This window comes from Cryptosporangium japonicum (assembly GCF_039524755.1).
Taxonomy (GTDB): domain Bacteria; phylum Actinomycetota; class Actinomycetes; order Mycobacteriales; family Cryptosporangiaceae; genus Cryptosporangium; species Cryptosporangium japonicum.
This window is the reverse complement of record NZ_BAAAGX010000016.1, coordinates 150,910-171,063: the sequence shown is the minus strand read 5'-3', so window position 1 is coordinate 171,063 and position 20,154 is coordinate 150,910. Positions and strand designations below refer to the sequence as shown.

General features: G+C 72.9%; 23 protein-coding genes. 11 read left to right on the top strand and 12 right to left on the bottom strand.

Features of this window, described 5'->3' with window-relative positions:
* The first annotated feature begins 87 nt into the window (after positions 1 to 87).
* Positions 88 to 1,878, top strand: a complete 1,791-nt coding sequence (locus ABD437_RS20370) for a putative bifunctional diguanylate cyclase/phosphodiesterase (protein ID WP_344650468.1) — start codon at positions 88 to 90, stop codon at positions 1,876 to 1,878.
* Here ABD437_RS20370 and ABD437_RS20365 read toward each other — a convergent pair.
* The 4 genes from ABD437_RS20365 to ABD437_RS20350 form a co-directional block, all read right to left on the bottom strand.
* Positions 1,820 to 2,485, bottom strand: coding sequence for a CE1759 family FMN reductase (locus ABD437_RS20365; protein ID WP_344650467.1), 666 nt, complete (start codon positions 2,483 to 2,485; stop codon positions 1,820 to 1,822). The two genes, ABD437_RS20370 and ABD437_RS20365, sit on opposite strands and share 59 nt — an antisense overlap.
* A complete protein-coding gene (locus ABD437_RS20360) occupies positions 2,482 to 2,892 on the bottom strand; it encodes a MarR family winged helix-turn-helix transcriptional regulator (RefSeq protein WP_344650466.1) in 411 nt (136 codons plus the stop codon). The genes ABD437_RS20365 and ABD437_RS20360 overlap by 4 nt, the downstream gene beginning before the upstream one ends.
* Positions 2,892 to 4,058, bottom strand: coding sequence for an LLM class flavin-dependent oxidoreductase (locus ABD437_RS20355; RefSeq protein WP_344650465.1), 1,167 nt, complete (start codon positions 4,056 to 4,058; stop codon positions 2,892 to 2,894). Before ABD437_RS20355 ends, ABD437_RS20360 begins: the two co-directional genes overlap by 1 nt.
* A gap of 92 nt (positions 4,059 to 4,150) precedes the next feature.
* Positions 4,151 to 4,687 carry a hypothetical protein gene (locus ABD437_RS20350; RefSeq protein ID WP_344650464.1) on the bottom strand — a complete coding sequence of 179 codons (537 nt, stop codon included), beginning with the start codon at positions 4,685 to 4,687 and terminating at the stop codon, positions 4,151 to 4,153.
* A 121-nt stretch (positions 4,688 to 4,808) separates the two neighbouring features.
* Here ABD437_RS20350 and ABD437_RS20345 point away from each other — a divergent pair, with 121 nt between their 5' ends.
* Positions 4,809 to 5,144 carry a hypothetical protein gene (locus ABD437_RS20345; protein ID WP_344650463.1) on the top strand — a complete coding sequence of 112 codons (336 nt, stop codon included), beginning with the start codon at positions 4,809 to 4,811 and terminating at the stop codon, positions 5,142 to 5,144.
* Here the strand turns inward: ABD437_RS20345 and ABD437_RS20340 are convergent.
* Entirely contained in the window at positions 5,141 to 6,637 is a 1,497-nt protein-coding gene (locus ABD437_RS20340; protein ID WP_344650462.1) for an APC family permease, read from the bottom strand. The genes ABD437_RS20345 and ABD437_RS20340 overlap by 4 nt on opposite strands.
* Positions 6,638 to 6,719: 82 nt before the next feature.
* A complete protein-coding gene (locus ABD437_RS20335) occupies positions 6,720 to 7,190 on the bottom strand; it encodes an Lrp/AsnC family transcriptional regulator (protein ID WP_344650461.1) in 471 nt (156 codons plus the stop codon).
* A gap of 142 nt (positions 7,191 to 7,332) precedes the next feature.
* On the opposite strand from ABD437_RS20335, the gene ald reads away from it, so the two are divergent.
* The 8 genes from ald to ABD437_RS20295 all read left to right on the top strand — a co-directional run bounded on the left by ald (position 7,333) and on the right by ABD437_RS20295 (position 14,215).
* Positions 7,333 to 8,448 (top strand): alanine dehydrogenase, encoded by a 1,116-nt coding sequence (ald, locus tag ABD437_RS20330; RefSeq protein ID WP_344650460.1) that lies wholly within the window; start codon positions 7,333 to 7,335, stop codon positions 8,446 to 8,448.
* Positions 8,449 to 8,637: 189 nt separating this feature from the next.
* Complete coding sequence (locus ABD437_RS20325; protein ID WP_344650459.1) at positions 8,638 to 10,998, top strand: sensor histidine kinase; 2,361 nt, start codon at positions 8,638 to 8,640, stop codon at positions 10,996 to 10,998.
* A complete protein-coding gene (locus ABD437_RS20320; protein WP_344650458.1) occupies positions 10,988 to 11,413 on the top strand; it encodes a roadblock/LC7 domain-containing protein in 426 nt (141 codons plus the stop codon). Before ABD437_RS20325 ends, ABD437_RS20320 begins: the two co-directional genes overlap by 11 nt.
* Complete coding sequence (locus ABD437_RS20315; protein ID WP_344650457.1) at positions 11,410 to 11,736, top strand: DUF742 domain-containing protein; 327 nt, start codon at positions 11,410 to 11,412, stop codon at positions 11,734 to 11,736. Before ABD437_RS20320 ends, ABD437_RS20315 begins: the two co-directional genes overlap by 4 nt.
* The gene (locus ABD437_RS20310) at positions 11,720 to 12,307 is read left to right on the top strand and encodes a GTP-binding protein (RefSeq protein WP_344650456.1); all 588 of its coding nucleotides are present in this window, start codon (positions 11,720 to 11,722) and stop codon (positions 12,305 to 12,307) included. Before ABD437_RS20315 ends, ABD437_RS20310 begins: the two co-directional genes overlap by 17 nt.
* Positions 12,301 to 13,218, top strand: coding sequence for a glycine betaine ABC transporter substrate-binding protein (locus ABD437_RS20305; protein ID WP_425558191.1), 918 nt, complete (start codon positions 12,301 to 12,303; stop codon positions 13,216 to 13,218). The genes ABD437_RS20310 and ABD437_RS20305 overlap by 7 nt, the downstream gene beginning before the upstream one ends.
* A gap of 23 nt (positions 13,219 to 13,241) precedes the next feature.
* On the top strand, positions 13,242 to 13,577 hold the full coding sequence (locus ABD437_RS20300; RefSeq protein ID WP_344650455.1) for an ArsR/SmtB family transcription factor: 336 nt from the start codon (positions 13,242 to 13,244) through the stop codon (positions 13,575 to 13,577).
* Between the two features lie 5 nt (positions 13,578 to 13,582).
* Entirely contained in the window at positions 13,583 to 14,215 is a 633-nt protein-coding gene (locus tag ABD437_RS20295; protein ID WP_344650454.1) for an SRPBCC family protein, read from the top strand.
* A 59-nt stretch (positions 14,216 to 14,274) separates the two neighbouring features.
* Here ABD437_RS20295 and ABD437_RS20290 read toward each other — a convergent pair whose 3' ends face one another.
* Both ABD437_RS20290 and ABD437_RS20285 read right to left on the bottom strand, forming a co-directional pair.
* Positions 14,275 to 14,517, bottom strand: coding sequence for a hypothetical protein (locus ABD437_RS20290; RefSeq protein ID WP_344650453.1), 243 nt, complete (start codon positions 14,515 to 14,517; stop codon positions 14,275 to 14,277).
* Between the two features lie 127 nt (positions 14,518 to 14,644).
* Positions 14,645 to 15,823, bottom strand: a complete 1,179-nt coding sequence (locus ABD437_RS20285; RefSeq protein WP_425558190.1) for an AI-2E family transporter — start codon at positions 15,821 to 15,823, stop codon at positions 14,645 to 14,647.
* Positions 15,824 to 15,944: 121 nt separating this feature from the next.
* On the opposite strand from ABD437_RS20285, the gene ABD437_RS20280 reads away from it, so the two are divergent.
* Entirely contained in the window at positions 15,945 to 17,165 is a 1,221-nt protein-coding gene (locus ABD437_RS20280; RefSeq protein WP_344650451.1) for a glycosyltransferase family protein, read from the top strand.
* On the opposite strand, the gene ABD437_RS20275 is transcribed toward ABD437_RS20280, so the two are convergent.
* The 4 genes from ABD437_RS20275 to ABD437_RS20260 form a co-directional block, all read right to left on the bottom strand.
* Complete coding sequence (locus ABD437_RS20275; protein ID WP_344650450.1) at positions 17,154 to 17,807, bottom strand: hypothetical protein; 654 nt, start codon at positions 17,805 to 17,807, stop codon at positions 17,154 to 17,156. The genes ABD437_RS20280 and ABD437_RS20275 overlap by 12 nt on opposite strands.
* Positions 17,808 to 17,857: 50 nt before the next feature.
* Positions 17,858 to 18,364, bottom strand: coding sequence for a SigE family RNA polymerase sigma factor (locus tag ABD437_RS20270; RefSeq protein WP_344650449.1), 507 nt, complete (start codon positions 18,362 to 18,364; stop codon positions 17,858 to 17,860).
* 61 nt (positions 18,365 to 18,425) lie between these two features.
* Positions 18,426 to 19,268 carry an NAD(P)-dependent oxidoreductase gene (locus ABD437_RS20265; protein WP_344650448.1) on the bottom strand — a complete coding sequence of 281 codons (843 nt, stop codon included), beginning with the start codon at positions 19,266 to 19,268 and terminating at the stop codon, positions 18,426 to 18,428.
* Positions 19,265 to 20,113, bottom strand: a complete 849-nt coding sequence (locus tag ABD437_RS20260; RefSeq protein ID WP_344650447.1) for an NAD(P)-dependent oxidoreductase — start codon at positions 20,111 to 20,113, stop codon at positions 19,265 to 19,267. Before ABD437_RS20260 ends, ABD437_RS20265 begins: the two co-directional genes overlap by 4 nt.
* Positions 20,114 to 20,154: the final 41 nt, after the last annotated feature.

The following is a 20,154-nucleotide window of genomic DNA, read 5'->3' as shown; positions in this document are numbered from 1 at the left end:
ACTCGCCGTAGCGGTCGCCCCCCGGTGGCCCGAACGCGTGAGGGCGGATCCGCTCGACTCGGCGCCGGGGCGGCCGATGACAGGTCCGTGAGACGCGTTTGGTGGTCCGGGCCGCGTCCCTCGGTCATCGCGTCCGGATCGGCGATGGCCCGGCTGGCGTCGGTCTGTTACCTGACCGGTGGCCTGGTCGGGTTCCTGACCGCATGGCTGGTGCCGGCCTGGGACGAGCGGGCCGCCGCGCTCGTCGTCTCGACGGTGGCGCTGCTGGCCGGCGTCGCGATCGCGCTGTTCGGCGCCCGGCTCTCGGTCCGCGCGTTCTACCTCGCGATCTTTCCGACGCTCGGCCTGCTCGCCGTGCAGATGGGGATGCAGCGCGGCCACGCGGAGGCCGTCGCGGCCGCGTTGCTGCTGCCGCTCGTCTCGATGTTCCTGCACGCGTTCTACGACCACCGCTCGTGCCTGATCGCCGATACGGCGGTCCTGGTGCTGCTCGTCGTGGCCTGGGTGGCGTGGCGGGCGCTGCCGGTGGCGATCGTCGGGACGCTGGTGTGCGTCAACGCGGTCGTCGCGTCGGTCACCGGGTGGCTGGTGCACACCGCGGCCGAGGCGGAGACCGACCTGCTCACCGGGTTGCCGAACCGGCGCGGGCTCAACCGGGTGCTGCGCTCGGCGCTGGCCGGCGACGCCGACCACCGGCTGGTGCTGGTGCTGCTCGACGCCGGGCCGCTGCGGTCACCGGCCGCGCGGGACGGCACGGCCGCCGAGGACGGGTTGCTGCGTACGCTGGCCGCGGGCTGGAGCGCCGAAGCCGGCTCCGGCACGGTCCTCGCGCGCTACGGCGACACGACGTTCGCGGTGCTCGTGCGGGGTGGTGTACCGGCCGCGACGGCCACGCTCGAGCGGCTCCGGGCCGTGGCCGGCGGTGCGGTCCCGGCCGGTACCGCACGCTGGGAGCCGGGCGACGACCACGCCACGCTGGTGAACCGGGCCGAGAGCGCGCTGTCCGAGGCCCGCCGGGCCGGCGGCTCGGCGACCGTGCACCACGAGGACACCTCGGGGATCGCCGCCGGGTTCGAGGCGGCGCTGGACGCGGGGGAGTTCAGCGTGGCCTACCAGCCGATCGTGGCGGCGGCCGACGGCCGGGTCACCGGCGCGGAGGCGCTCGTCCGCTGGTCGTCGCGGGCGCGCGGGCCGATCCCGCCGGACGAGTTCATCCCCGACGCCGAGCGCTGCGGTTTCATCCGCACGCTCGATCGCTGGGTGCTGCGGACGGCGTGCCGCACGGCCGCGTCCTGGCCGGCCGGCGTGCCGTCGAAGATCACGGTGAACGTGTCCGGCCGGGAACTCGACCAGCCCGACTACTACGACGACGTCGTGGCGGCGCTGGCGGAGTCGGGGCTGGCCGCCGAGCGGCTGGTCCTGGAGGTCACCGAGAGCACGCTGGACGCGGACTCGGTGGCCGCCCTCGAGGTGCTGCGCCGGCTGCGCACGCTCGGGATCCGGATCGCGATCGACGACTTCGGCACCGGTTACTCGTCGCTGAGCCGGCTGCACCGTCTGCCCGCCGACATCCTCAAGATCGACCGGTCGTTCGTCGCCGCGCTGGGAGCCGGCGAAGAGGACGCGCCGATCGTCGCCGCGATCACCGGGCTGGCCCGGACGCTGGGCCTGCGCACGGTGGCCGAGGGCGTCGAGGACCAGCACCAGGCGGACGTGCTGCGCCGCTACGGCTGCGACGAGTTCCAGGGCTGGCTCTACGGCCGCGCCGGCGAGCCGGAGCGGATCGCGGCCGCGCTGGCCCCCGGCGCCGGGGAGCGGCTCAGTGGGCCGAGCCTCCGGTCGCCAGCCTCATCAGGTCCGAGTCGAGGTCGATCGTGAGCTCGGCGCCGCCCGCGCTGCCGAACTCGTGCTGGTAGTTGTGCCAGGACTCCTCGCGGATCGCGGCGGCGAAGCCGCTCTCCATCAGCACGACGAGCTCGAGCGCCGCCCGGTCGATCCGCTTGTTCAGCGCCGGGTCGTTCCAGTCCTCGGTCGAGGCGAACAGGGCGGTGGGCACCGGCACCGTGCGCAGGTAGGCGAAGAGCGACCGCAGCTGGTCGTCGACGACGAGCGCGTGCCTGGCGGTGCCCGCGGTGGCGGCCAGCACGACCGGCTTCGCGATCAGCAGGTCGTTGTCGAGCACCTGGAAGAACGAGGTGAAGAGGCCGCTCGCGCCGGCCTTGTAGACCGGGGTGCTGGCCACGATGCCGTCGGCGTCGGCCAGCGCGGCGATCGCCGCCTGCAGTTTGGGGCCGGTCAGCCCGGAGATCATCGCGGTGGTGATCTCGGTGGCCAGCTGGCGCAGATCGACGACGGTCACGGTGACGGTGGCGCCCCGGCTCGCGGCGATCGCGGTGGCCCGCGACGCGGTGCGGTCGGCCAGCAGCCGGGTCGACGACGGGTCGCTGGTGCCTGCCGTCACGACGACGAGCGAGAACTTCTTCATGCGAGCTTCCTGCCGATCACTTCGAGTTGGTGCAGTTCGTCTTCGGTGAGCCGCTCACGCAGTGCGCGGGCGACGCTCCGGGCGTGGTCGCGCCCGACGCGGTACTGGACGTCGCGCCCGGCCGCGGTGAGCGCCAGGCGCACACCGCGGCCGTCGGCCGGATCCGGGCACCGCTCCACGAGCCCCTTCGCGACCAGCCGGTCGACCAGCCGGGACAACGCCGGCTGGCTGAGCAGCACGTGGTGCGAGAGTTCCCCGATCCGCTGCGGCTCCGGACACTTCGAGAGCGTGTAGAGCACGTCGTACTCACGCATGGCGAGGCCCGCCCAGACGTCCTCGGCCGCGAACTGTCTCATCAGCCGCGCGTGCGCCCCGAGGAGGGCCTCCCATGCGTCGTTCGCCGTCATCAGCTCGCCAGGGCCGAGTCCTGGTAGGGCGAGCCGCCGGTGACGTTGTCACCGCGGTTGGCGTTCGGGCGGGGCTGCCGCGGCGCGGCGTCGCCGTACTTGGCCTTCACCAGACCGGCGTGCGTCGGGGCCTCGGCGACCTCCGGCGCGCGGCGGGCGGCCAGCTCCTTGCGCAGCACCGGCACGACCTCACCACCGAGCAGCTCGAGCTGGTTGAGCACGGTCTTCAGCGGCAGGCCGGCGTGGTCGATCAGGAACAGCTGGCGCTGGTAGTCGCCGAAGTGCTCGCGGAACGTCAGCGTCTTGTCGATGACCTCCTGCGGGCTGCCGACGGTGAGCGGCGTCTGCTCCGCGAAGTCCTCCATCCGCGGCCCGTTGCCGTAGACCGGGGCCTCGTTGAAGTACGGCCGGAACTCCTTGACCGCCTGCTGCGAGCGCTTCGCGATGTAGGCCTGGCCGCCGAGGCCGACGATGGCCTGCGCCTCGGTGCCGTGCCCGTAGTGGGCGTACCGCTGCCGGTAGAACTTGATCAGCCGCATGTAGTGCTCCTTCGGCCAGAAGATGTGGTTGGCGAAGAAGCCGTCGCCGTAGTAGGCCGCCTGCTCGGCGATCTCCGGGCTGCGGATCGAGCCGTGCCAGACGAACGGCGGCACGTCGTCCAGCGGGCGCGGGGTGGACGTGAAGCCCGAGAGCGGCGTGCGGAACTTGCCCTCCCAGTCGACGACGTCCTCGCGCCAGAGCCGGTGGAGCAGGTTGTAGTTCTCCAGGCCCAGCGGCAGGCTCTGGCGGATGTCCTGGCCGAACCAGGGGTACACCGGCGCGGTGTTGCCGCGGCCGAGCATCAGGTCCATCCGGCCCTTGGACAGGTGCTGGAGCATCGCGTACTCCTCCGCGATGCGCACCGGGTCGTTGGTCGTGATCAGCGTCGTCGACGTGGTCAGGATCAGCTTCTCGGTGAGCGCGGCGATGTGCGCGAGCAACGTCGACGGCGCCGACGAGAAGAACGGCGGGTTGTGGTGCTCGCCGATGGCGAAGACGTCCAGCCCCACCTCTTCGGTCTTCTTGGCGATCTGCACGACCGCGTCGATCCGCTCGGCCTCGCTCGGCGTCTCGCCCGAGACCGGGTCGCGTGTGATGTCGCTGACCGAGAACACCCCGAACTGCATGGCCGTCTCACTCTCAGTTAAGGTTCATGCGTTTGCATGCATCACAACCTTAGGGTGCCCTCGGCTATTCCGGGGCGGGTGAGACGTGGCTCTCAGTACGCCAGCACTGCGGTGAACAGCGAATACACCGCGCCGGACGCCAGTACGGCCCCGGTCGGCGCGCCGGTGACCGCGCTGGGCTGGAACCCCTGGGTGCGGGCGAGCGGCACCGCGACCAGCGACGCCAGCGTGACCAGGGCCCCGACGACCCCGATGACCGGGTAGTCGAAGACGCCGGCGACCGGGAACAGGTGCACACCGACGACGAACGCGATCCACACCGGGATCCACTGCGCCCGCCCGGTGAGCGCCAGCGCGACCGCGCCGACCGCGGCGGCGCCGAACTCGATCCCGACGATGATGCCGAACGTGCGCCCGCCGTCGTCCCCGAGCGCGGTGCCGCTGTCCCAGTGGGTGAGCGCGGTGGCCAGCCCACCGGCGGACGTGAGGCCCCCGACGACCGAGCCGGCGATCAGGTACGGCTTCCAGCCTCTCGGCGGCGCCTCCTGGGCCCAGCCGAACCAGCCCATCGCGAAGAACCCGAAGATGGCCGCGGTCATGGCCGCGTCGCGTAAATACTCGGCGTTCATGCTGCTCTCCCCGTGTTTCGGCGCCCGAGCGCCAGGCTCGGACCGTAGCAGGGGTTTTATCGCCCCTCCCGTGCGGATACCTGAAGGTGCAGAGACGGCGAGCCGACGCGGGGAGAACGACGTGAGCACGAACCTGGTCCTTCTGATGGTGCTGCTGGTCGGCTACGCGGTGTTCCAGTTCGGTCGCTCGCTGCGCGACGAGACCGTCGTTCCGCATTGGACGACCGCGGTGGCGATCGGCACGGCGGTGCTGGTGCTCGAGGGGCACGCGCTCACCGTCCTGCTCAACAGCGCGGCGGGCTGGACCTACCAGCTGATGGGCATCGCCGGCTTCGCGCTGATCGGCCCGGCGACGATCGCGTGGGCGATCGTCGGAGGGCTGTGGCTGCGTCACCAGGCCCGCCGGGTGCACCGGCCGCGTCACGCCGCGAGCGCCGTGCGCACCGTGACCAACTAGCGGATGTCCCGGCGGCCGACGTCGAGCCACCCGTCCGGCCGGGCGGTGCGCACGATCGCCACCCACACCAGCCCGGCCCCCAGCGCCGCCCCCAGGTAGGCCAGCGGGAACCAGCCGGGCACCCCGTCGCCGAACGCGCCGAGCACCTCCGGGAGCCGGAAACAGCCGAACACGAACACGCAGGCGGTGACGATCGCCCCGACCGTCGCCGCGGCCACCTGGCCCTCCCAGCCGAAGAACCCCGACTCGACGTCGTCGCGGCGCAGGAACCAGGCCGCGGCGGCCAGCGAGGCCAGGCACAGCACCGCCAGCACGCCGAGCCCGCCGGTCACCGCCAGCGCGAGGCCGACGCCCCGGTCGTCGGTGAGGATCGCGACCAGCGCGGCCACGGTGCTCAGCGTCAGGCCGGTGGCCCGGGCCGGCAACGTCGGCGTGCTGCTGCCCCGGGCCGCGAAGCCGCGCGGCAGCACCCCCTCGGCGCCGAGCGCGGAGAGCTGCCGCGAGAGGCCGGAGTGCAGCGCCGCCATCGACGAGACGATGCCCAGGAACAGCGCTCCGAGCAGGAGCTCCGCGGTCACCTCCCGGTGCTCCGGCGCGACCAGCCCGTTGACGACCGCGAGCACGAACGACGTCGTGTCGCTCAGGCCCTTCGTGTCGGCCGCGCTGAGCTGGGCGAGCAGGACCGCCTGCTCGGCGCCGGTGGCGGAGCTCAACGCCCAGCCGCTGAACACCAGCACGACGGTGGTGAGCCCGTAGCCCAGCAGCGTGGCGATCGGCACCGTGCGCTCGGGTCTGGCGACGTCGCGGGAGTACGTGCCGCCGGTCTCCGAGCCGATGTAGGACGTCATCGACAGGCAGAGGGCGAGCCCGAACGAGCCGGTCAGCAGCCAGCCGGGATCCAGGCTCGCGGTCGTCACCCCACCGCCGGCCGGTTGGCGCAGCGCGGTGACGTCGAGCCAGCCGATCGCCGCGAGCTGCACGACGGCCAGGCCGGACAGCACCCGCAGCAGGATCCGCAGCGGCAGCGCGGCGAGCCCGGCGGCCAGTGCGGCCCCGGCGATCGCCCCGGTGACCAGCGGCGGCTCCCAGCCGAGCAGCAGCACGCCGAGCTGGGCGAAACTCTGTCCGGAGTAGATGAGCACGACCGCGGTGACCGACACGTACGAGGCGATCAGCACCGCCGACGCGGTGAGGGCCGGGGTGCGCCCCAGCCCGTGGGCGATGAACGCGTAGACGCCGCCGCGATGCTGGATCCGGCGGGCCATGCCGCCGTAGCCGAGCGCGACGAGCAGCATCAGCAGCCCGGCGATGAGGAACACCAGCGGCGTCGCGACGACCCCGCCGATCTGGTAGCTGCCGGAGACCGTGCTCCAGACCAGCAGGAGCGGCGCGTGGGTCATGACCAGCAGCAGCGTGAGGTGGCGGATCCCGAGCGGCGGCCGGGCCGGGCGGCGGTGGGTGACGGGCGCGATGACGTGCGTGTCCGCGGACATGGGCGTTCCCGGGTGTCGTCGTCGACAGGGGTGAACGCCGGTTAACATACGGCAGTACGGGAGTGGTCGTTGAGGAAACTGATCACACGATCGGCGAGCGGCCGCGCAGGTGCTCGAAGATCAGGTTCGTCTCGGTCATCACGACCTCGCGTGACGCGCTGAGGTTCTCGACCACGAAGTCACGCAGTTCGTCCGCGGACTCCGCGGCCAGGTGCACCTGGAAGTCGTTCGCCCCGGCCAGGAAGAACACGTTCAGGACGCCGGGCAGGGCGGCGATCCCCGCGCCGAACTGCCGGATGCGGGTCCGCGCGTGCGCGGCCAGGCGCACCGAGATGATCGCCTGGAGCGGGCGGCCCAGCGCGGCCGGTGAGAGGTCGGCGTGGAAGCCGAGGATCGCGCCGGCCTCCTGGAGCCGCCGGACCCGCATCAGGCAGGTGGACGGCGCGACGCCCACCTGGGCGGCGAGCGTGCTGTTCGGGAGGCGGGCGTCGTCGGCGAGCGCACGCAGGATCTGCCGGTCGACGTCGTCGTACTCGGCTCGAAGGTTGTTCATGTTCGCGCCCCTCTGTTCGGCTCCCACCGAATGATCGGACAGAATCCGGCGCTCCGCCGAATAATCGTCGGGCGAATACCAGCTACGCCGAATGGATTGGCACAGTGGTCCGCACGTACCCCGGCGAACCAGGAGTCTTCCCATGCGGGTCGCAGTCCCGAGCGAGGTCAAGAACCACGAGTACCGGGTCGCCCTCACCCCGGCCGGCGCGCAGGAGCTCGTGCGCCGCGGTCACACGGTGTTCGTCCAGCGCGGCGCGGGCCTCGGGTCGGCGCTCCCGGACGAGGACTACCTGGCCGCCGGGGCCAAGATCGTCGACACCGCGGACGACGCCTGGGCCGCCGGTGACCTCGTGCTCAAGGTCAAGGAGCCGATCGAGTCGGAGTACGCCCGGATGCGCGACGGGCAGGTGCTCTTCACCTACCTGCACCTCGCCGCGTCCCGGCCCTGCACCGACGCGCTGCTCTCCCGCGGGGTCACCTCGATCGCCTACGAGACCGTGCAGCTGGACTCCGGCGCGCTGCCGCTGCTCGCGCCGATGAGCGAGGTCGCCGGCCGGCTCGCCCCGCAGGCCGGCGCCTACCACCTGATGCGAGCCGGCGGCGGCCGCGGCGTGCTGCTGGGCGGCGTGCCCGGCGTCGCGCCGGCCGAGGTCGTCATCCTGGGCGCCGGGGTGTCGGGAATGAACGCCGCGGCGATCGCGGTCGGCATGGGCGCGTCGGTGACGCTGCTGGACCTGGACATCGAGAAGCTGCGCGCCGCCGACCGGCTCTACGCCGGTCGCCTGACCACCGTGGTGTCGAACTCGTACGAGATCGAGCGCGCGGTGCTCGACGCCGACCTGGTGATCGGCGCGGTGCTGGTGGCCGGCGCGAAGGCGCCGAAGCTGATCTCCAACGAGCTGGTCTCGCGGGCCAAGCCCGGGTCGGTGTTCGTCGACATCGCGATCGACCAGGGCGGCTGCTTCGAGGACTCGCGTCCCACCACGCACGCCGAGCCGACGTACGCGGTGCACGACTCGGTGTTCTACTGCGTCGCCAACATGCCGGGCGCGGTGCCGGCGACCTCCACGCACGCGCTGGCCAACGTGACCCTGCCGTACACGCTGGCGCTGGCCGACCGGGGCTGGAAGGACGCGCTGCGCGCCGACGCCGCCCTCGCCCGCGGCCTCACCACCCACGGCGGCGCGTTGACGTCCGCGCCGGTCGCCGAGGCCCACGCGCTGCCGTACGTCGCCGCGGAGACGGTGCTGGCCTGAGCCGTTCGCGGCCGCCGGAACGCCGGTGTGATCCGCGGCCGCTCCCCGACGGAGCCCCGGCCCGCCCTCGCGGACCGGGGCTCCGTCATGCGTCGGGTCGTCTTCGAATTCGCAGCAGTATGAATCCGCACGGTTCCGCTGATCACCATCGGGTGCGCCACCGGGTGTGTCGATGAGGGAGCTGATCGTGTGTCGGAGCGTTCCGGCGGTTCCATCGGCCGGCGGATCGTCCGTACGCTCGCGTTACCGATCGCCGCGGTCGTCGTCCTGCTCGCGGTCGTCGCGGTCGTCCAGGTCGACGACGTGCGGGCCGCGGCGGCGACCTCCCGGGCGGTGACGCTCGGCCGCGCCGTCCAGGACCTCGTCCAGGAGTTGCAGACCGAGCGCGGCGTCACCGCGGGCCTGCTCGGCGGCAACGCGGGCTTCCGCGCCGAACTGGCCCCGAGCCGGCGACGCGTCGACGCCCGGCGCGCCGAGGTGACCGCGCTGACCGGCCGGGGCGACGCCCCGCTCGCGGCGGCGTTACGGGCCCTCGACGGGCTGGCCGGTGTCCGGGCGGGCGCCGACACCGGCTCGGTGTCCCGCGGGCCGGCGTTCGCGTTCTACACCGCGCGGATCGCCGCGCTGACCACCGTCGACTTCGGCTTCGAAGGATCGACCGACGCCGCGCTGCGTCGCGAGGTGGCCGCGCTGCAGGCCCTGACCGAGCTCACCGAGGCCACCGCGCAGGCCCGCGCGCTCCTCAACGGCGTGTTCTCGGCCGGTGGCTTCCGCGGCGGCGAGTTCCTGCAGTTCGTCACGGCCCGCTCCACCGCCGACGCGGCCGCGAACACGTTCGCCCGGCACGCCGGCCCCGCCGCCCGCGACGGGCTGCGCTACCTGTTCGACACCGGCGCCGCCCGCGAGGCCGTCCACTTCCAGCAGCTGGCGCTCGCCGCCGGCGACGGCCGCTACCTGCAGGTCAACCCGCAGTCCTGGTGGTCGGCGCTGACCACCGTCCTCGACGACATGCGTCAGCTGCAGCGCCACGTGGGGTCGGTGATCCAGGCCCGCGCCGACGAGCTGCGTACCGCGGCCGCGGCGCGGATGGGCGGCCTGCTCGGCGCGGTGCTGCTCGCGCTGCTCTCCTCGGCCTACCTGGCCGTGCGCGCGTCGCGGTCGATCGCCCGTCCGCTCGCCGCGCTGGCCGACGAGGCGAACCGGCTCGCCACCGCCCGGCTCCCGGACGCGGTGCGCCGGGCGGCGGAGGGCACCGACGCGGCGCCACCGCCGGTCGCGGTGCCGGCCGGGGCCACCGACGAGGTGCGCCTGGCCGCGGCCGCGTTCGACCGGGTGCAGGCCACCGCGTACACGCTCGCGGTGGAGCAGGCCCAGCTGCGACGCAGCAGCGCGGAGTCGCTGGCGAACCTCGGGCGCCGCAACCAGAACCTGCTCCGGCGTCAGCTCGGGTTCATCAGCCGGCTCGAACGCGAGGAGTCCGACCCGGTGGGGCTGGCGAACCTGTTCGAGCTCGACCACCTCGCGACGCGGATGCGGCGCAACGCGGAGAGCCTGCTGGTGCTGGTGGGGGCGGCGAGCCCGCGGCAGTGGTCGGACCCGATGCCGGTGACCGACGTGATCCGGGCCGCGGTCAGCGAGGTGGAGGAGTACCGGCGGGTGGTGCTGCGCCGGGTCGACGACGTGCTGGTGTCCGGCGCGGTGGTGAGCGGGGTCGCGCACGCGCTGGCCGAGCTGATCGAGAACGGGTTGTCGTTCTCGCCGCCCGACGTGGAGGTGGAGATCCACGGGCGGCGCCTGCCCGACGGGTACCTGATCGTGGTGGTCGACCAGGGGGTCGGGCTCGGGGCGGCCGAGTTGGCGCTGGCCAACCAGCGGCTGAGCGGCGAGGGCGACTTCATCACCGCACCGGCCCGGTTCCTCGGGCACTACGTGGTGGGGCGGCTCGCGGTGGAGACCGGCATCTCGGTGCGGCTGGCGGCGTCCCCGGTGACCGGCGTGACGGCCCGGGTGACGCTGCCGTCGAACCTGCTGGCCGAGGCACCGGCGGTGCCGGTGGTGCTGCACCGCTACGCGCTTCCGATCGAGGGTGCGCCCGAGCCCGCCCCCGCGGTCGCCGTCGCCCCGTCCTCGCGGGCGGAGCGGCTCGCGCGGGCCGCGACGGCCGAGGCGGTCGTCCGGGCCCGCGGCCGGGGCCGCTCCGACGCCGCCGCGTCCGTCCCCGCGTCCGTCCCCGCGTCCGTCCCCGCGTCGGTCTCCGCGTCCGTCCCCGCGGGGGAGGCGCACCGGGGCGCGCCGTCCGCGCCGGAGCCCGGCTACGAGGTGCCGGAGCAGCGGGGGGTGGAGCTCTACGCCGTCGACGGTGAGCGGGAGCGCACCCGCAACGGGCTGCGCAAGCGGACACCGCGGGCCCGCCGGCCGGTCGTGCTCGCGTCGCCGGCGGGGGAGCGGCCCGCTCTTCTGGAGGAGTCACCCGGCGCGCTCCGGGCCCGCCTCTCCGCCTTCCGCGACGGCGTCCACCGGGGAACTTCGAGGAGCGACAGTGAGCGTTGACACCTCCGCCGACCACCACCGGTTCAACTGGTTGCTCGGCAACTTCGTGCACCGCACCGACGGCGTCCGCGACGCGGTGGCGGTCTCCTCGGACGGGCTGCTCGTCGCCGCCTCCGACGGCCTCGCCCGGGCCGAGGCCGACCAGCTGGCGGCGATCGTCTCGAGCCTCGCGAGCATCGCCCGCAGCGCGTCCCGCCGCTACGACTTCGACGGCCTCAAGCTGATCATGATCGAGATGCGGCGGGGCTTCCTGCTCGTCTCGGTGATCGCCGGGGGCAGCTGCCTGGGTGTGGTCGCCGGCGGCGACAGCGACCTGGGCCTCGTCGGCTACGAGATCTCGCTGCTCGCCGACCGGTTCGGCGCCCTGCTCACCCCGGCCCTGATCGCGGAATCCCGCCAGAACCTACCGAGATGAACGACGACCTGGTGCGGCCGTTCGTGGTCACCGGCGGGCGCACGGTACCGCGCCACGACGGACTGCGGATCGAGACCCAGCTGCACGCGACCCCGGGCGCGCTGTCGGCACCCCTGCGGTTCGAGTCGCGCCGGATCGTCGAACTCTGCCAGGCCCCGCAGTCCCTGGCCGACCTGTCCGCGGCGCTGTACGCGTCGCTCGCCGTCGTGCGGGTCCTCGTCGCCGATCTGATCGCCGACGGGCACCTGCTCATCGACGAGCCGCTCACCGACGTGACTCCCGCCCTGATGAGGAGGATCAGAGATCGTGTTCGGGCGCTCTAGCGGGTCACCCGCACCACCGATCGCCGTCAAGATCGTCGTCGGCGGCGGCTTCGGCGTCGGCAAGACGACGTTCGTCGGCGCGATCAGCGAGATCGAGCCGCTGGTCACCGAGGCCGAGATGACCGACCGCTCGATCGGCGTCGACGACCTGACCGGCGTGAGCGGGAAGACGACGACGACCGTCGCGCTGGACTTCGGCCGCATCACGCTCGACGAGGCGCTGCTGCTGTACCTGTTCGGCACGCCCGGCCAGGACCGGTTCTCGTTCCTCTGGGACGACCTCGCCGACGGCGCGCTCGGCGCGGTCGTGCTCGTCGACACCCGCCGGATCGAGGACTGTTTCGCGACGATCGACTTCGTCGAGGACCGCGGGCTGCCGTTCGTGGTCGGGGTGAACGTGTTCGAGCCGATGTCGCGGTTCGAGCTCGCGGAGGTGCGCGAGGCGCTGGGAGTGGAGGACGACGTGCGGCTGGTCGAGTGCGACGCGCGGCGGCGCGACTCGGTGAAGGGCGTCCTGGTGGCGCTCACCGAGGAAGTGCTGGCGCGGCGGCTGGCGGGGGCGTCGTGGTGAGGGCACTGGTCGTCGCCCTGGTGCTGGCCGTGGCCGGGTGCGGTTCGACCGCGGCGGTGTCCGCCCCGCCCGGCGCGCCGCGCACCGCGTGCCGCACGGTGACGATCGCGGTGAACCCCTGGGTGGGCTACCGCGCGAACGTCGCGGTCGTGCGGTACCTGCTCGAGCACGAACTGGGGTGCACGGTCGTCGAGAAGAACCTCACCGAGGTGGCGTCCTGGGAGGGCATCGCCGGTGGCACGGTCGACGTCGTGCTGGAGAACTGGGGGCACGACGATCTCAAGAAGAGGTACATCGACGACCGGAAGGTCGCGGTCGAGCTGGGCCTGACCGGCAACCGGGGCAGCATCGGCTGGTACGTGCCGGCCTGGCTGGCCCGGGAGCATCCCGGCATCACCGACTGGACGAACCTGAACCGGTACGCCGGTCTGCTCGGCGGCGTCCTGCTCGACGGCGACCCCTCGTTCGTCACCAACGACGCCGCGCTGGTGCGGAACCTGGGGCTGAACCTCACCGTCACCTACGCCGGCAGCGAGGCGAAGCTGATCGAGGCGTTCCGCGCCGCCGAGGCCGGCCGTACGCCGCTGATCGGCTACTTCTACGAGCCGCAGTGGCTGCTGTCGGAGGTCGGCCTGGTGCGGGTGCGGCTGCCGCGCTACACCCCGGGGTGCGACGCCGACCCGAAGACGGTCGCGTGCGACTACCAGCCCTACGACCTGGACAAGATCGGCCGGAAGGCGTTCGTCGACTCCGGATCGACGGCGGCGTCGCTGATCAAGAACTTCACCTGGACCAACGCCGACCAGAACGCGGTCGCGCGTGACCTGACCGTGGGCGGCCTGCCGCCGGACCGGGCGGCGAAGCGCTGGCTCGACGCGCACCCCTCGGTGTGGAAGCAGTGGCTTATATAAGTACAAGCTGATACGCTCACCCCGTGCACGCGTTCGACGTCCTCGGCGACCCGGTCCGGCGGCGGATCCTGGAGCTGCTCGCCGACGGTGAGCAGCCCTCCGGTGCGATCACCGACGTCGTCCGGGACGAGTTCGGGATCTCCCAGCCGGCCGTGTCCCAGCACCTGAAGGTGCTGCGTGAGAACGGGTTCGCGACCGTGCGGCCGGACGGCGCGCGCCGTCTCTACGCCGTCGACGCGACCGCGCTGCGGGCCGCCGACGACTGGCTGGGGCAGTTCCGCCGGTTCTGGCGGCCGCATCTCGACGCGCTGGCCACCGAGGTGGCCCGCGGCAAACGACAACGACGACCATCGGAGTGAGCCGGATGCCGGACGAGAACGAGCTGATCGACGCCGCGACCCGGGGACTGTCGAACCGCGACGTGGACGGGCGGCCGGCCAAGGTCGCGACGATCAGCCAGGTGTACCCCACCGACATCGACGACCTGTGGGAGGCGGTCGCCACCGCCGAGCGGATCCCGCGCTGGTTCCTGCCGATCTCCGGCGAGCTGAAGGAAGGCGGCCACTACCAGCTCGAGGGCAACGCCGGCGGCACGATCACCGCCTGCGACAAGCCGCACTCCTACGCGGCGACGTGGGAGTACGGGGGGATGGTCAGCTGGATCACGGTGCGGCTCACGCCCGAGGGGGAGGGGCGGACGCGGTTCGAGCTCGAGCACGTCGCCCACGTCGACGACGAGCTGTGGGCGCAGTTCGGGCCCGGCGCGACCGGGCTCGGGTGGGAGATGGGGCTCTGGGGACTGGCCGGCCACCTGGCCGACCCGTCGTCCACACCGGCGGATCCGGCCGCGGCGGCGGCGTGGGTGGCGTCGCCGTCCGGGAAGGCGTACCTCGAGCGCAGCAGCGAGGCCTGGGCCGAGGCGGCCGTCGCGGCCGGTGACGACCCCGAGGCGGCGCGGGCCGCCGCCCGGCGAACCTACGAGGCGTACACCGGCTAGCGCCCATCGGCCGCCGTGGTCGGAGGCCGATGGGCGCCGGGTTCACGGATCGGGTGGGGTCAGCGGCGGCCGGTGCGTCGCGTGGCCGTGGGGCGGCCGGTCCGGCGGTACCAGGGGGACGGGGTGGCGGCCGCGCGGCGTTTACGGCGTACCAGCGCGGTCGCGACGGCGAGTGCCGCCGCTCCGGCCACGCCGGCGGCTTTCCCGAGGCCGCGCTTCTTCGCCGGATCGGTGGTCCCGGACGTCGTGGTGTCCTCGGACACTAAGAGCTCGGGGGCTTTGGACGGCGGCGATTGAGTCATTGGTGCTCCTTCCGCAGGACGCCCAGGGGCGTCACCGGTCGACGAACGGGACGCCCCGGTTGCGCTCCGCAATCGACGGACTACCCAGCGCGACGCCGCTCTAACGCCGGGTCCGGTGCCGCTCGGTTCAGGCCGGTGCCGTCCCCGGCGCGGAGCCGGTGATCGGACCGGCGGCGGCCGGGTCGGCCGCGGTCTCCGGCGCGGGCGCCGGATCGGTGGGTTCGGGCTCGGCGTTCGGCTCGGCGTCCGGATCGGGGTCGCTCAGCTGCTCGCGGATGTAGTTCCAGATCACCGCGATGATCGCCGCCACCGGCACCGCCAGCAGGCTGCCGACGATGCCGAACAGGCTGCCGCCGAGCGTCACCGCGAGCAGCACGACCGCGGCGTGCAGACCGAGCCCGCGCGACTGCAGCATGGGCTGGAAGATGTTCCCCTCCAGCTGCTGCACGATCAGGATGATCGCCAGCACGATCAACGCGTCGGTGGGGCCGTTGAACACCAGCGCGATCACCACCGCGACGAACCCGGCGAACACCGCACCGACGATCGGGATGAACGCCGCCACGAACGTCAGCACCGCGAGCGGCAGCACCAGCGGAACGCCCACGATCCACAGTCCGATGCCGATGCAGATCGCGTCGAGCAGGCCGACCGCGGCCTGCGAGCGCACGAACGACCCGAGCGTCAGCCACGAGCGCGCCGCCACGGTGGGGACGTCGGTGGCGAGCCGGCCCGGCAGCTGGCGCTGCATCCACGGGACGAACTTCGGGCCGTCCTTGAGGAAGAAGAACATCAGGAACAGCGCCAGCACGATCGTGATCAGCCCGTTCGTGATCACGCTGACCCCGGTCAGCGCGCCGCTCGCGATGCTGCCCGCGCTGTCCTGCACGCGCGAGGTCACGGTGTCCAGCGCCTTGCTGATCTGGTCGTCGCTGATGTTCAGCGGCGGCCCGGAGGCCCAGTCACGCAGCCGCCCGACGCCGTCGACGATCCCGTCGGCCAGCTCGCCCGACTGGGCCGCGACCGGCAGGGCGATCCCGACGATCGTGCCGATCGCCAGCAGCAGGAACCCGACCGTGACGGTGCTGGCGGCCAGCGCCGGGTGCCAGCCGTGCCGGCGCAGGAACCGGGTCGGTGGCCAGGTGAGCGTGGTGATCAGCAGCGCGACCACGAGCGGCCAGAGGATCGACCAGGCCTTGCCCAGGATCCACAGCGACACCCACGTCATCAGGAGCAGCAGCAGCACCTGCATCGAGATCCGCGCCGAGGAGGAGAGCGCGGCCCGGGTCTTCGACGAGCTCAGCATGGGGCTCACCTTAGGAGTGACACCCGCTCCGGTAGTGAACGCCTGGCCGAATTCCCGTGATCGCCCGCGTGCGGTGGGGCGGGGCCACTGCGGTGGGTGCGTGGCCCTACGATCACTCGGCGTGGAGCAGACTTCGGCGCTCGTGCGCGATCTGACCGACTCCGAGCAGAACGAGGCCGTTCTGACCGGCACCGGCGACCACGGGCCGGCCGTGGCCGCGGAGGCGGCGGCGGTGGCGCGGTCGCGGGAGCGGCTCGCCGCGGTCACCGGCCCCGTGCACGTCACCGTGGTGTGGGCGATGTACGGCGAGACCGGGCGCATCGTGCCGCGGTCCGAGCACCCGCACGGCGAGGACTTCGTGCGGGCCAAGGTGCGCCAGCTCGACTGGCTCACCGAGGGGCTGCCCGGCGTCACCTGGAGCATCGTGGCCTGCGACGACGGCTGCCCGGACGAGCCGAGCAGCGCCGAGGTGATGGCCGGCATCATCGCGGCCGAGGGCTATCCGTCCACCGGGCACCGCGGCGTGCGGGTGATCGAGCTGGCCGACCGGCTGGGCACGCCGATCAGCCCGGAGTTCGCGAAGCTCACCTCCACCGACCAGTCACGCAAGGGCGGCTCGATCCTCGCGGCGCTGGCCGACGCGGTGGCGGCCGGGCCGGCGCACCGGCACGTCGTCGTCTACACCGACGCCGATCTCTCGGCCAACCTCGCGCAGCTGGGTTCGCTGATCGCGCCGATCGCGGGCGGCGCGGTCGCCACCCTCGGCCAGCGCTACGGTCTCGAGGGCGCGGTGCTGGTGAAGCCGGACGGCCCGTCGGTCGAGCCGCGCAGCACCGGCGACAAACCCGACAAGCTCATCGTCCTGTTCCGGCACTACGTCCGTGCGCTGCTGATCCCGTCGCTGGCGCACGTGCTCGACACCCAGGCCGGTTTCAAGGCGTTCGACGCCGACGCGCTGCGCCCGGTGCTGAGCGAGATGACGTCGTTCAACGAGACGTTCGACGTCGAGCTGCTCATCCACCTGGCGCAGCGCTACGGGGCCTCCTCGCTCGCGGTGGAGCCGATCGTCTTCACCGAGGACTTCGCCGCGACGAACTTCCCCTCGGTGGACCCCGGCGCCCGCCACCTCGCGATGGTGAAGCAGGTCGTCGACCTCTACGACCGCTTCGTCGCGCCGGTGGAGCCGGTCACCGGGGAGGCCGCCGAGCTGCTGACGCTGGTGCGCGACCTGGACCTCGACGGCTACGTGCGCCTGATCGAGACGCTGCGCGCCGAGGACGCCGGTGACCCGACGCTCTTCGACCGCCGCTGGCCGGTCGCGCACCTGCGCTCAGCCGTGTGAGTCGCCGGCGCCGCCCACGACCGTGACACCCGCGGCGAACTCGGCGATCCGCTCGGCGTCCCAGTGCAGGCTCGGGGGGATCTGCACGTCGACCCAGCGACCGGACGTGGCGTCCTGGTAGGTGAGGATCTGCGTTCCGCCGCCGGCGTCGGCGCGGTAGTAGCCGGTGACGCCGCCGACCGGCGTCGGTGTGCCGTCACGCAAGGACTCCGGCGGGGTGTCCGAGGACGTCGAGAGCACGGCGATCTTGTCGGCGAACGAGTTGGGGTCCTTGTCCTTCGCGTCCTCCGGCGCGATGACCAGCGACGACTCGGTGCCACCCTGGATCACCCAGCCCTCGGGCACCTGCGCGACTTTGTATCCCTTGGGTTGTTTGCCGGTGTACGCGACGAGCACCACCTGCGGGGTGCGCGGCTGGGCCGGGCCGACGGAGTCCTCGGCCGCCGGTGCGCCGGTCTGGCGGAGCACGGCCGGGTCGGTGCGGGTGCTACCGCCGTCGTCGCCGGCGACGGTCGACGCGATCAGCACGCCACCGCCGCCCACGAGCAGGGCGACCGCGGCCACGCCGCTCACGAGCGCGGTGCGCCGGCGGGCCAGGTGCCGGTGTCCCCGGGCGACGTCCTCGCTGGGGTCAACAGTCATCGGAGTGGACTCCTCGTTCAGAGCTTCGGCGAGCAGGCGCTTGATGTCGTTCATCGGGTGGTCTGCCCTTCTGGAGTGAGGAGGTGCCGCAGCTTGGCGACCGCTTTCGCGTTCTGCGACTTGACGGTCCCCTGGGTGCATCCGAGCCAGTCGGCGGTCTGTTCGACGCTCAGGTCGAGCCAGTGCCGGAGCACGATGACCGCACGCATCTTCGGGGGCAGCGAGGCGAGCGCGCTTCGCACCGCCTCCCCGAGATCGTCGTCGGCGGTGGTCACGGACGTGTCCGGGGGCAGGGCCACCGAACGTTCCCGCCGCCACCACGGCCGCCGGCTCTCGTCGATGTGCGCGTTGACGATGCTCCGCCGGACGTAGGCGACCGGGTGGTCGCTGTTCCGGACCCGGCTCCAGGCCGTGTAGGCCCGCACCAGGGCGGTCTGCACCAGATCCTCGGCCCGGTGCGGATCCCCGCTGCTGAGCAGCCGGGCGGTCCGCACCAGGTCGACGCGGTGCTCCCGAACGAAGCCGGCGAACTCTGCGTCCAGTGTTCGTCGATGCATTGGCACCTCCTTCGCCTGGATGGACGAACGGCGCCACCGCGGGGGTTGTCCGGTCCGAAAACTATTTCGCGCGGATCACTTCGTACAGTGCCGTCCAGTCGTCGTCGCCGTGGCCGGCCGCGATCGCCCGGTCGTACTGCGACCTGACCGCCTCGGCGAGGCCCACCTCGACGCCGCCCGCCGCCGCGGTACGCACGATGTGATCGGCGGTGGCGCCCATCATCCGGACGTTGCTCAGCGCGCCGGGGTGCTCACCGGCCTCGAGCCGCCGGGCGATCTCCGCGCCGTCGCTGATCATCCCGGGCGTGAGCGCGAGGAACTCCAGCGCGCTGGGCAGGAACCGCGCGGCCGGGACCCCGGATGCCGTGACCAGCGCGGTCGCGTGCAGCAGGCCGGACAGCGCGGTGAGGAAGACGTCCAGATAGGCCTGGTAGAACAGCTGCGCCAGGCCGGGGTCCGCGCCCAGGTACCGCGGTTCGCCGATCACCCGCAGGACGTCCCGGTAGGCCTCGAACACCTCCGCCGGGCCGCTGTAGAGCACCGACGCGCCGGGGGTGCCGACGGCCGGCGCCGGCACCATCACCCCACCGGTGAGGAACCGGGGGTACCGGGCCGCGGCCGCGCGTGACGCGTCCGGGGTGTCGGAGCTGAGGTTCACCAGCGTGCGGCCGGCGAAGTCCTCGACGCCGGCGAGGATCGCGTCCATGGCCGGGTAGTCGGTGAGGCTCAGGACGATCAGCTCGCTCGCCGCGACCGCCTCGGCCGGGGTCGCGGCGAGGGTGGCATCCAGCCCGTCGGCCCGGGAGGCGGTGCGGTTCCACACCGTCACCGTGTGCCCCGCGTCGGCGAGGGCCCGGACCATCGCCCGGCCCATCGGGCCCAGACCGATCACGGTGACGTTCATCGGGTGCTCCGCAGCGACTCGTAGAGGCGGGCCGTGCCGTGGTCGCCGAAGCCGGCGTCGATCTGGCGCCGGACGAGCTCGTGCACCGGTGCCAGCACGTCCGCGCCGACGCCCTGCTCGACGCTGGCCCGGCGCAGCGCGCCCAGCGCGGCGTCGGTGAAGCGCAGCGACTGCTGGCCGGGACCCGCGTAGTCCCGGTCGTCGACGGTCGCGGCGTAGCCGGCCAGCTGCCCGGCCATCGCGGCGAGGAACGGGGCCTGGCGGGCCGTGAACGCGGACGCGGACACGCCCTCGGCGGCGAGCATCGCCGCGCCCTGCAGGAACCCGCCGATCATCGTGTACATCCCGGTGAGCATCGCCATGTCGTACACCGACGCCAGCCCGGCGTCGGCCCCGAAATACGTGCTCGAGCCCCACCGATCGAGCAGCGCCCGATGCCTCTCGTAGGCCGCGGCGGAGCCGCTGTAGAAGAGCTGCGACGCCGGGCCGCCGATCATCGCGGGCACCGCCATGATCGCGCCCTGCAGGTAGGTGGCGTCGTAGCGGGCCGCGAGCTCGCGCGCCTCGTCCGGCGTCGTCGTGGTCAGGTTGATCAGGGTGCGCCCGGGCAGCGCGGACGCGACCGGGTCGAGCACCTCGTGCACCGAGGCGTGGTCGAACAGGCAGACCACGATCGCCCCGCCGCCGGAGAGCGCCTCCGGCACGCTGTCGGCGACCGCGACGCCGGCCATCGGGTGGGCGCGTCCGGCGCTGCGGTTCCAGACCGTGACCGGCTCTCCGGCGGCGGACGTCGTCGCCGCGAGCGCGCGGCCCATCTCTCCCAGCCCCAGGAATGTCGTACTCATGAATTCGATCCTTTGCCCGCACCTCCCCAGCGGCAAGTACC

Excerpts from the sequence above, each read along its gene's own strand:
- ABD437_RS20365 (WP_344650467.1), bottom strand. The coding sequence starts at position 2,485 with ATGAAGAAGTTCTCGCTCGTCGTCGTGACGGCAGGCACCAGCGACCCG.
- ABD437_RS20360 (WP_344650466.1), bottom strand. The coding sequence starts at position 2,892 with ATGACGGCGAACGACGCATGGGAGGCCCTCCTCGGGGCGCACGCGCGG.
- ABD437_RS20355 (WP_344650465.1), bottom strand. The coding sequence starts at position 4,058 with ATGCAGTTCGGGGTGTTCTCGGTCAGCGACATCACACGCGACCCGGTC.
- ABD437_RS20350 (WP_344650464.1), bottom strand. The coding sequence starts at position 4,687 with ATGAACGCCGAGTATTTACGCGACGCGGCCATGACCGCGGCCATCTTC.
- ABD437_RS20340 (WP_344650462.1), bottom strand. The coding sequence starts at position 6,637 with ATGTCCGCGGACACGCACGTCATCGCGCCCGTCACCCACCGCCGCCCG.
- ABD437_RS20335 (WP_344650461.1), bottom strand. The coding sequence starts at position 7,190 with ATGAACAACCTTCGAGCCGAGTACGACGACGTCGACCGGCAGATCCTG.
- ald (WP_344650460.1), top strand. The coding sequence starts at position 7,333 with ATGCGGGTCGCAGTCCCGAGCGAGGTCAAGAACCACGAGTACCGGGTC.
- ABD437_RS20315 (WP_344650457.1), top strand. The coding sequence starts at position 11,410 with ATGAACGACGACCTGGTGCGGCCGTTCGTGGTCACCGGCGGGCGCACG.
- ABD437_RS20295 (WP_344650454.1), top strand. The coding sequence starts at position 13,583 with ATGCCGGACGAGAACGAGCTGATCGACGCCGCGACCCGGGGACTGTCG.
- ABD437_RS20290 (WP_344650453.1), bottom strand. The coding sequence starts at position 14,517 with ATGACTCAATCGCCGCCGTCCAAAGCCCCCGAGCTCTTAGTGTCCGAG.
- ABD437_RS20285 (WP_425558190.1), bottom strand. The coding sequence starts at position 15,823 with ATGCTGAGCTCGTCGAAGACCCGGGCCGCGCTCTCCTCCTCGGCGCGG.
- ABD437_RS20275 (WP_344650450.1), bottom strand. The coding sequence starts at position 17,807 with ATGACTGTTGACCCCAGCGAGGACGTCGCCCGGGGACACCGGCACCTG.
- ABD437_RS20270 (WP_344650449.1), bottom strand. The coding sequence starts at position 18,364 with ATGCATCGACGAACACTGGACGCAGAGTTCGCCGGCTTCGTTCGGGAG.
- ABD437_RS20265 (WP_344650448.1), bottom strand. The coding sequence starts at position 19,268 with ATGAACGTCACCGTGATCGGTCTGGGCCCGATGGGCCGGGCGATGGTC.
- ABD437_RS20260 (WP_344650447.1), bottom strand. The coding sequence starts at position 20,113 with ATGAGTACGACATTCCTGGGGCTGGGAGAGATGGGCCGCGCGCTCGCG.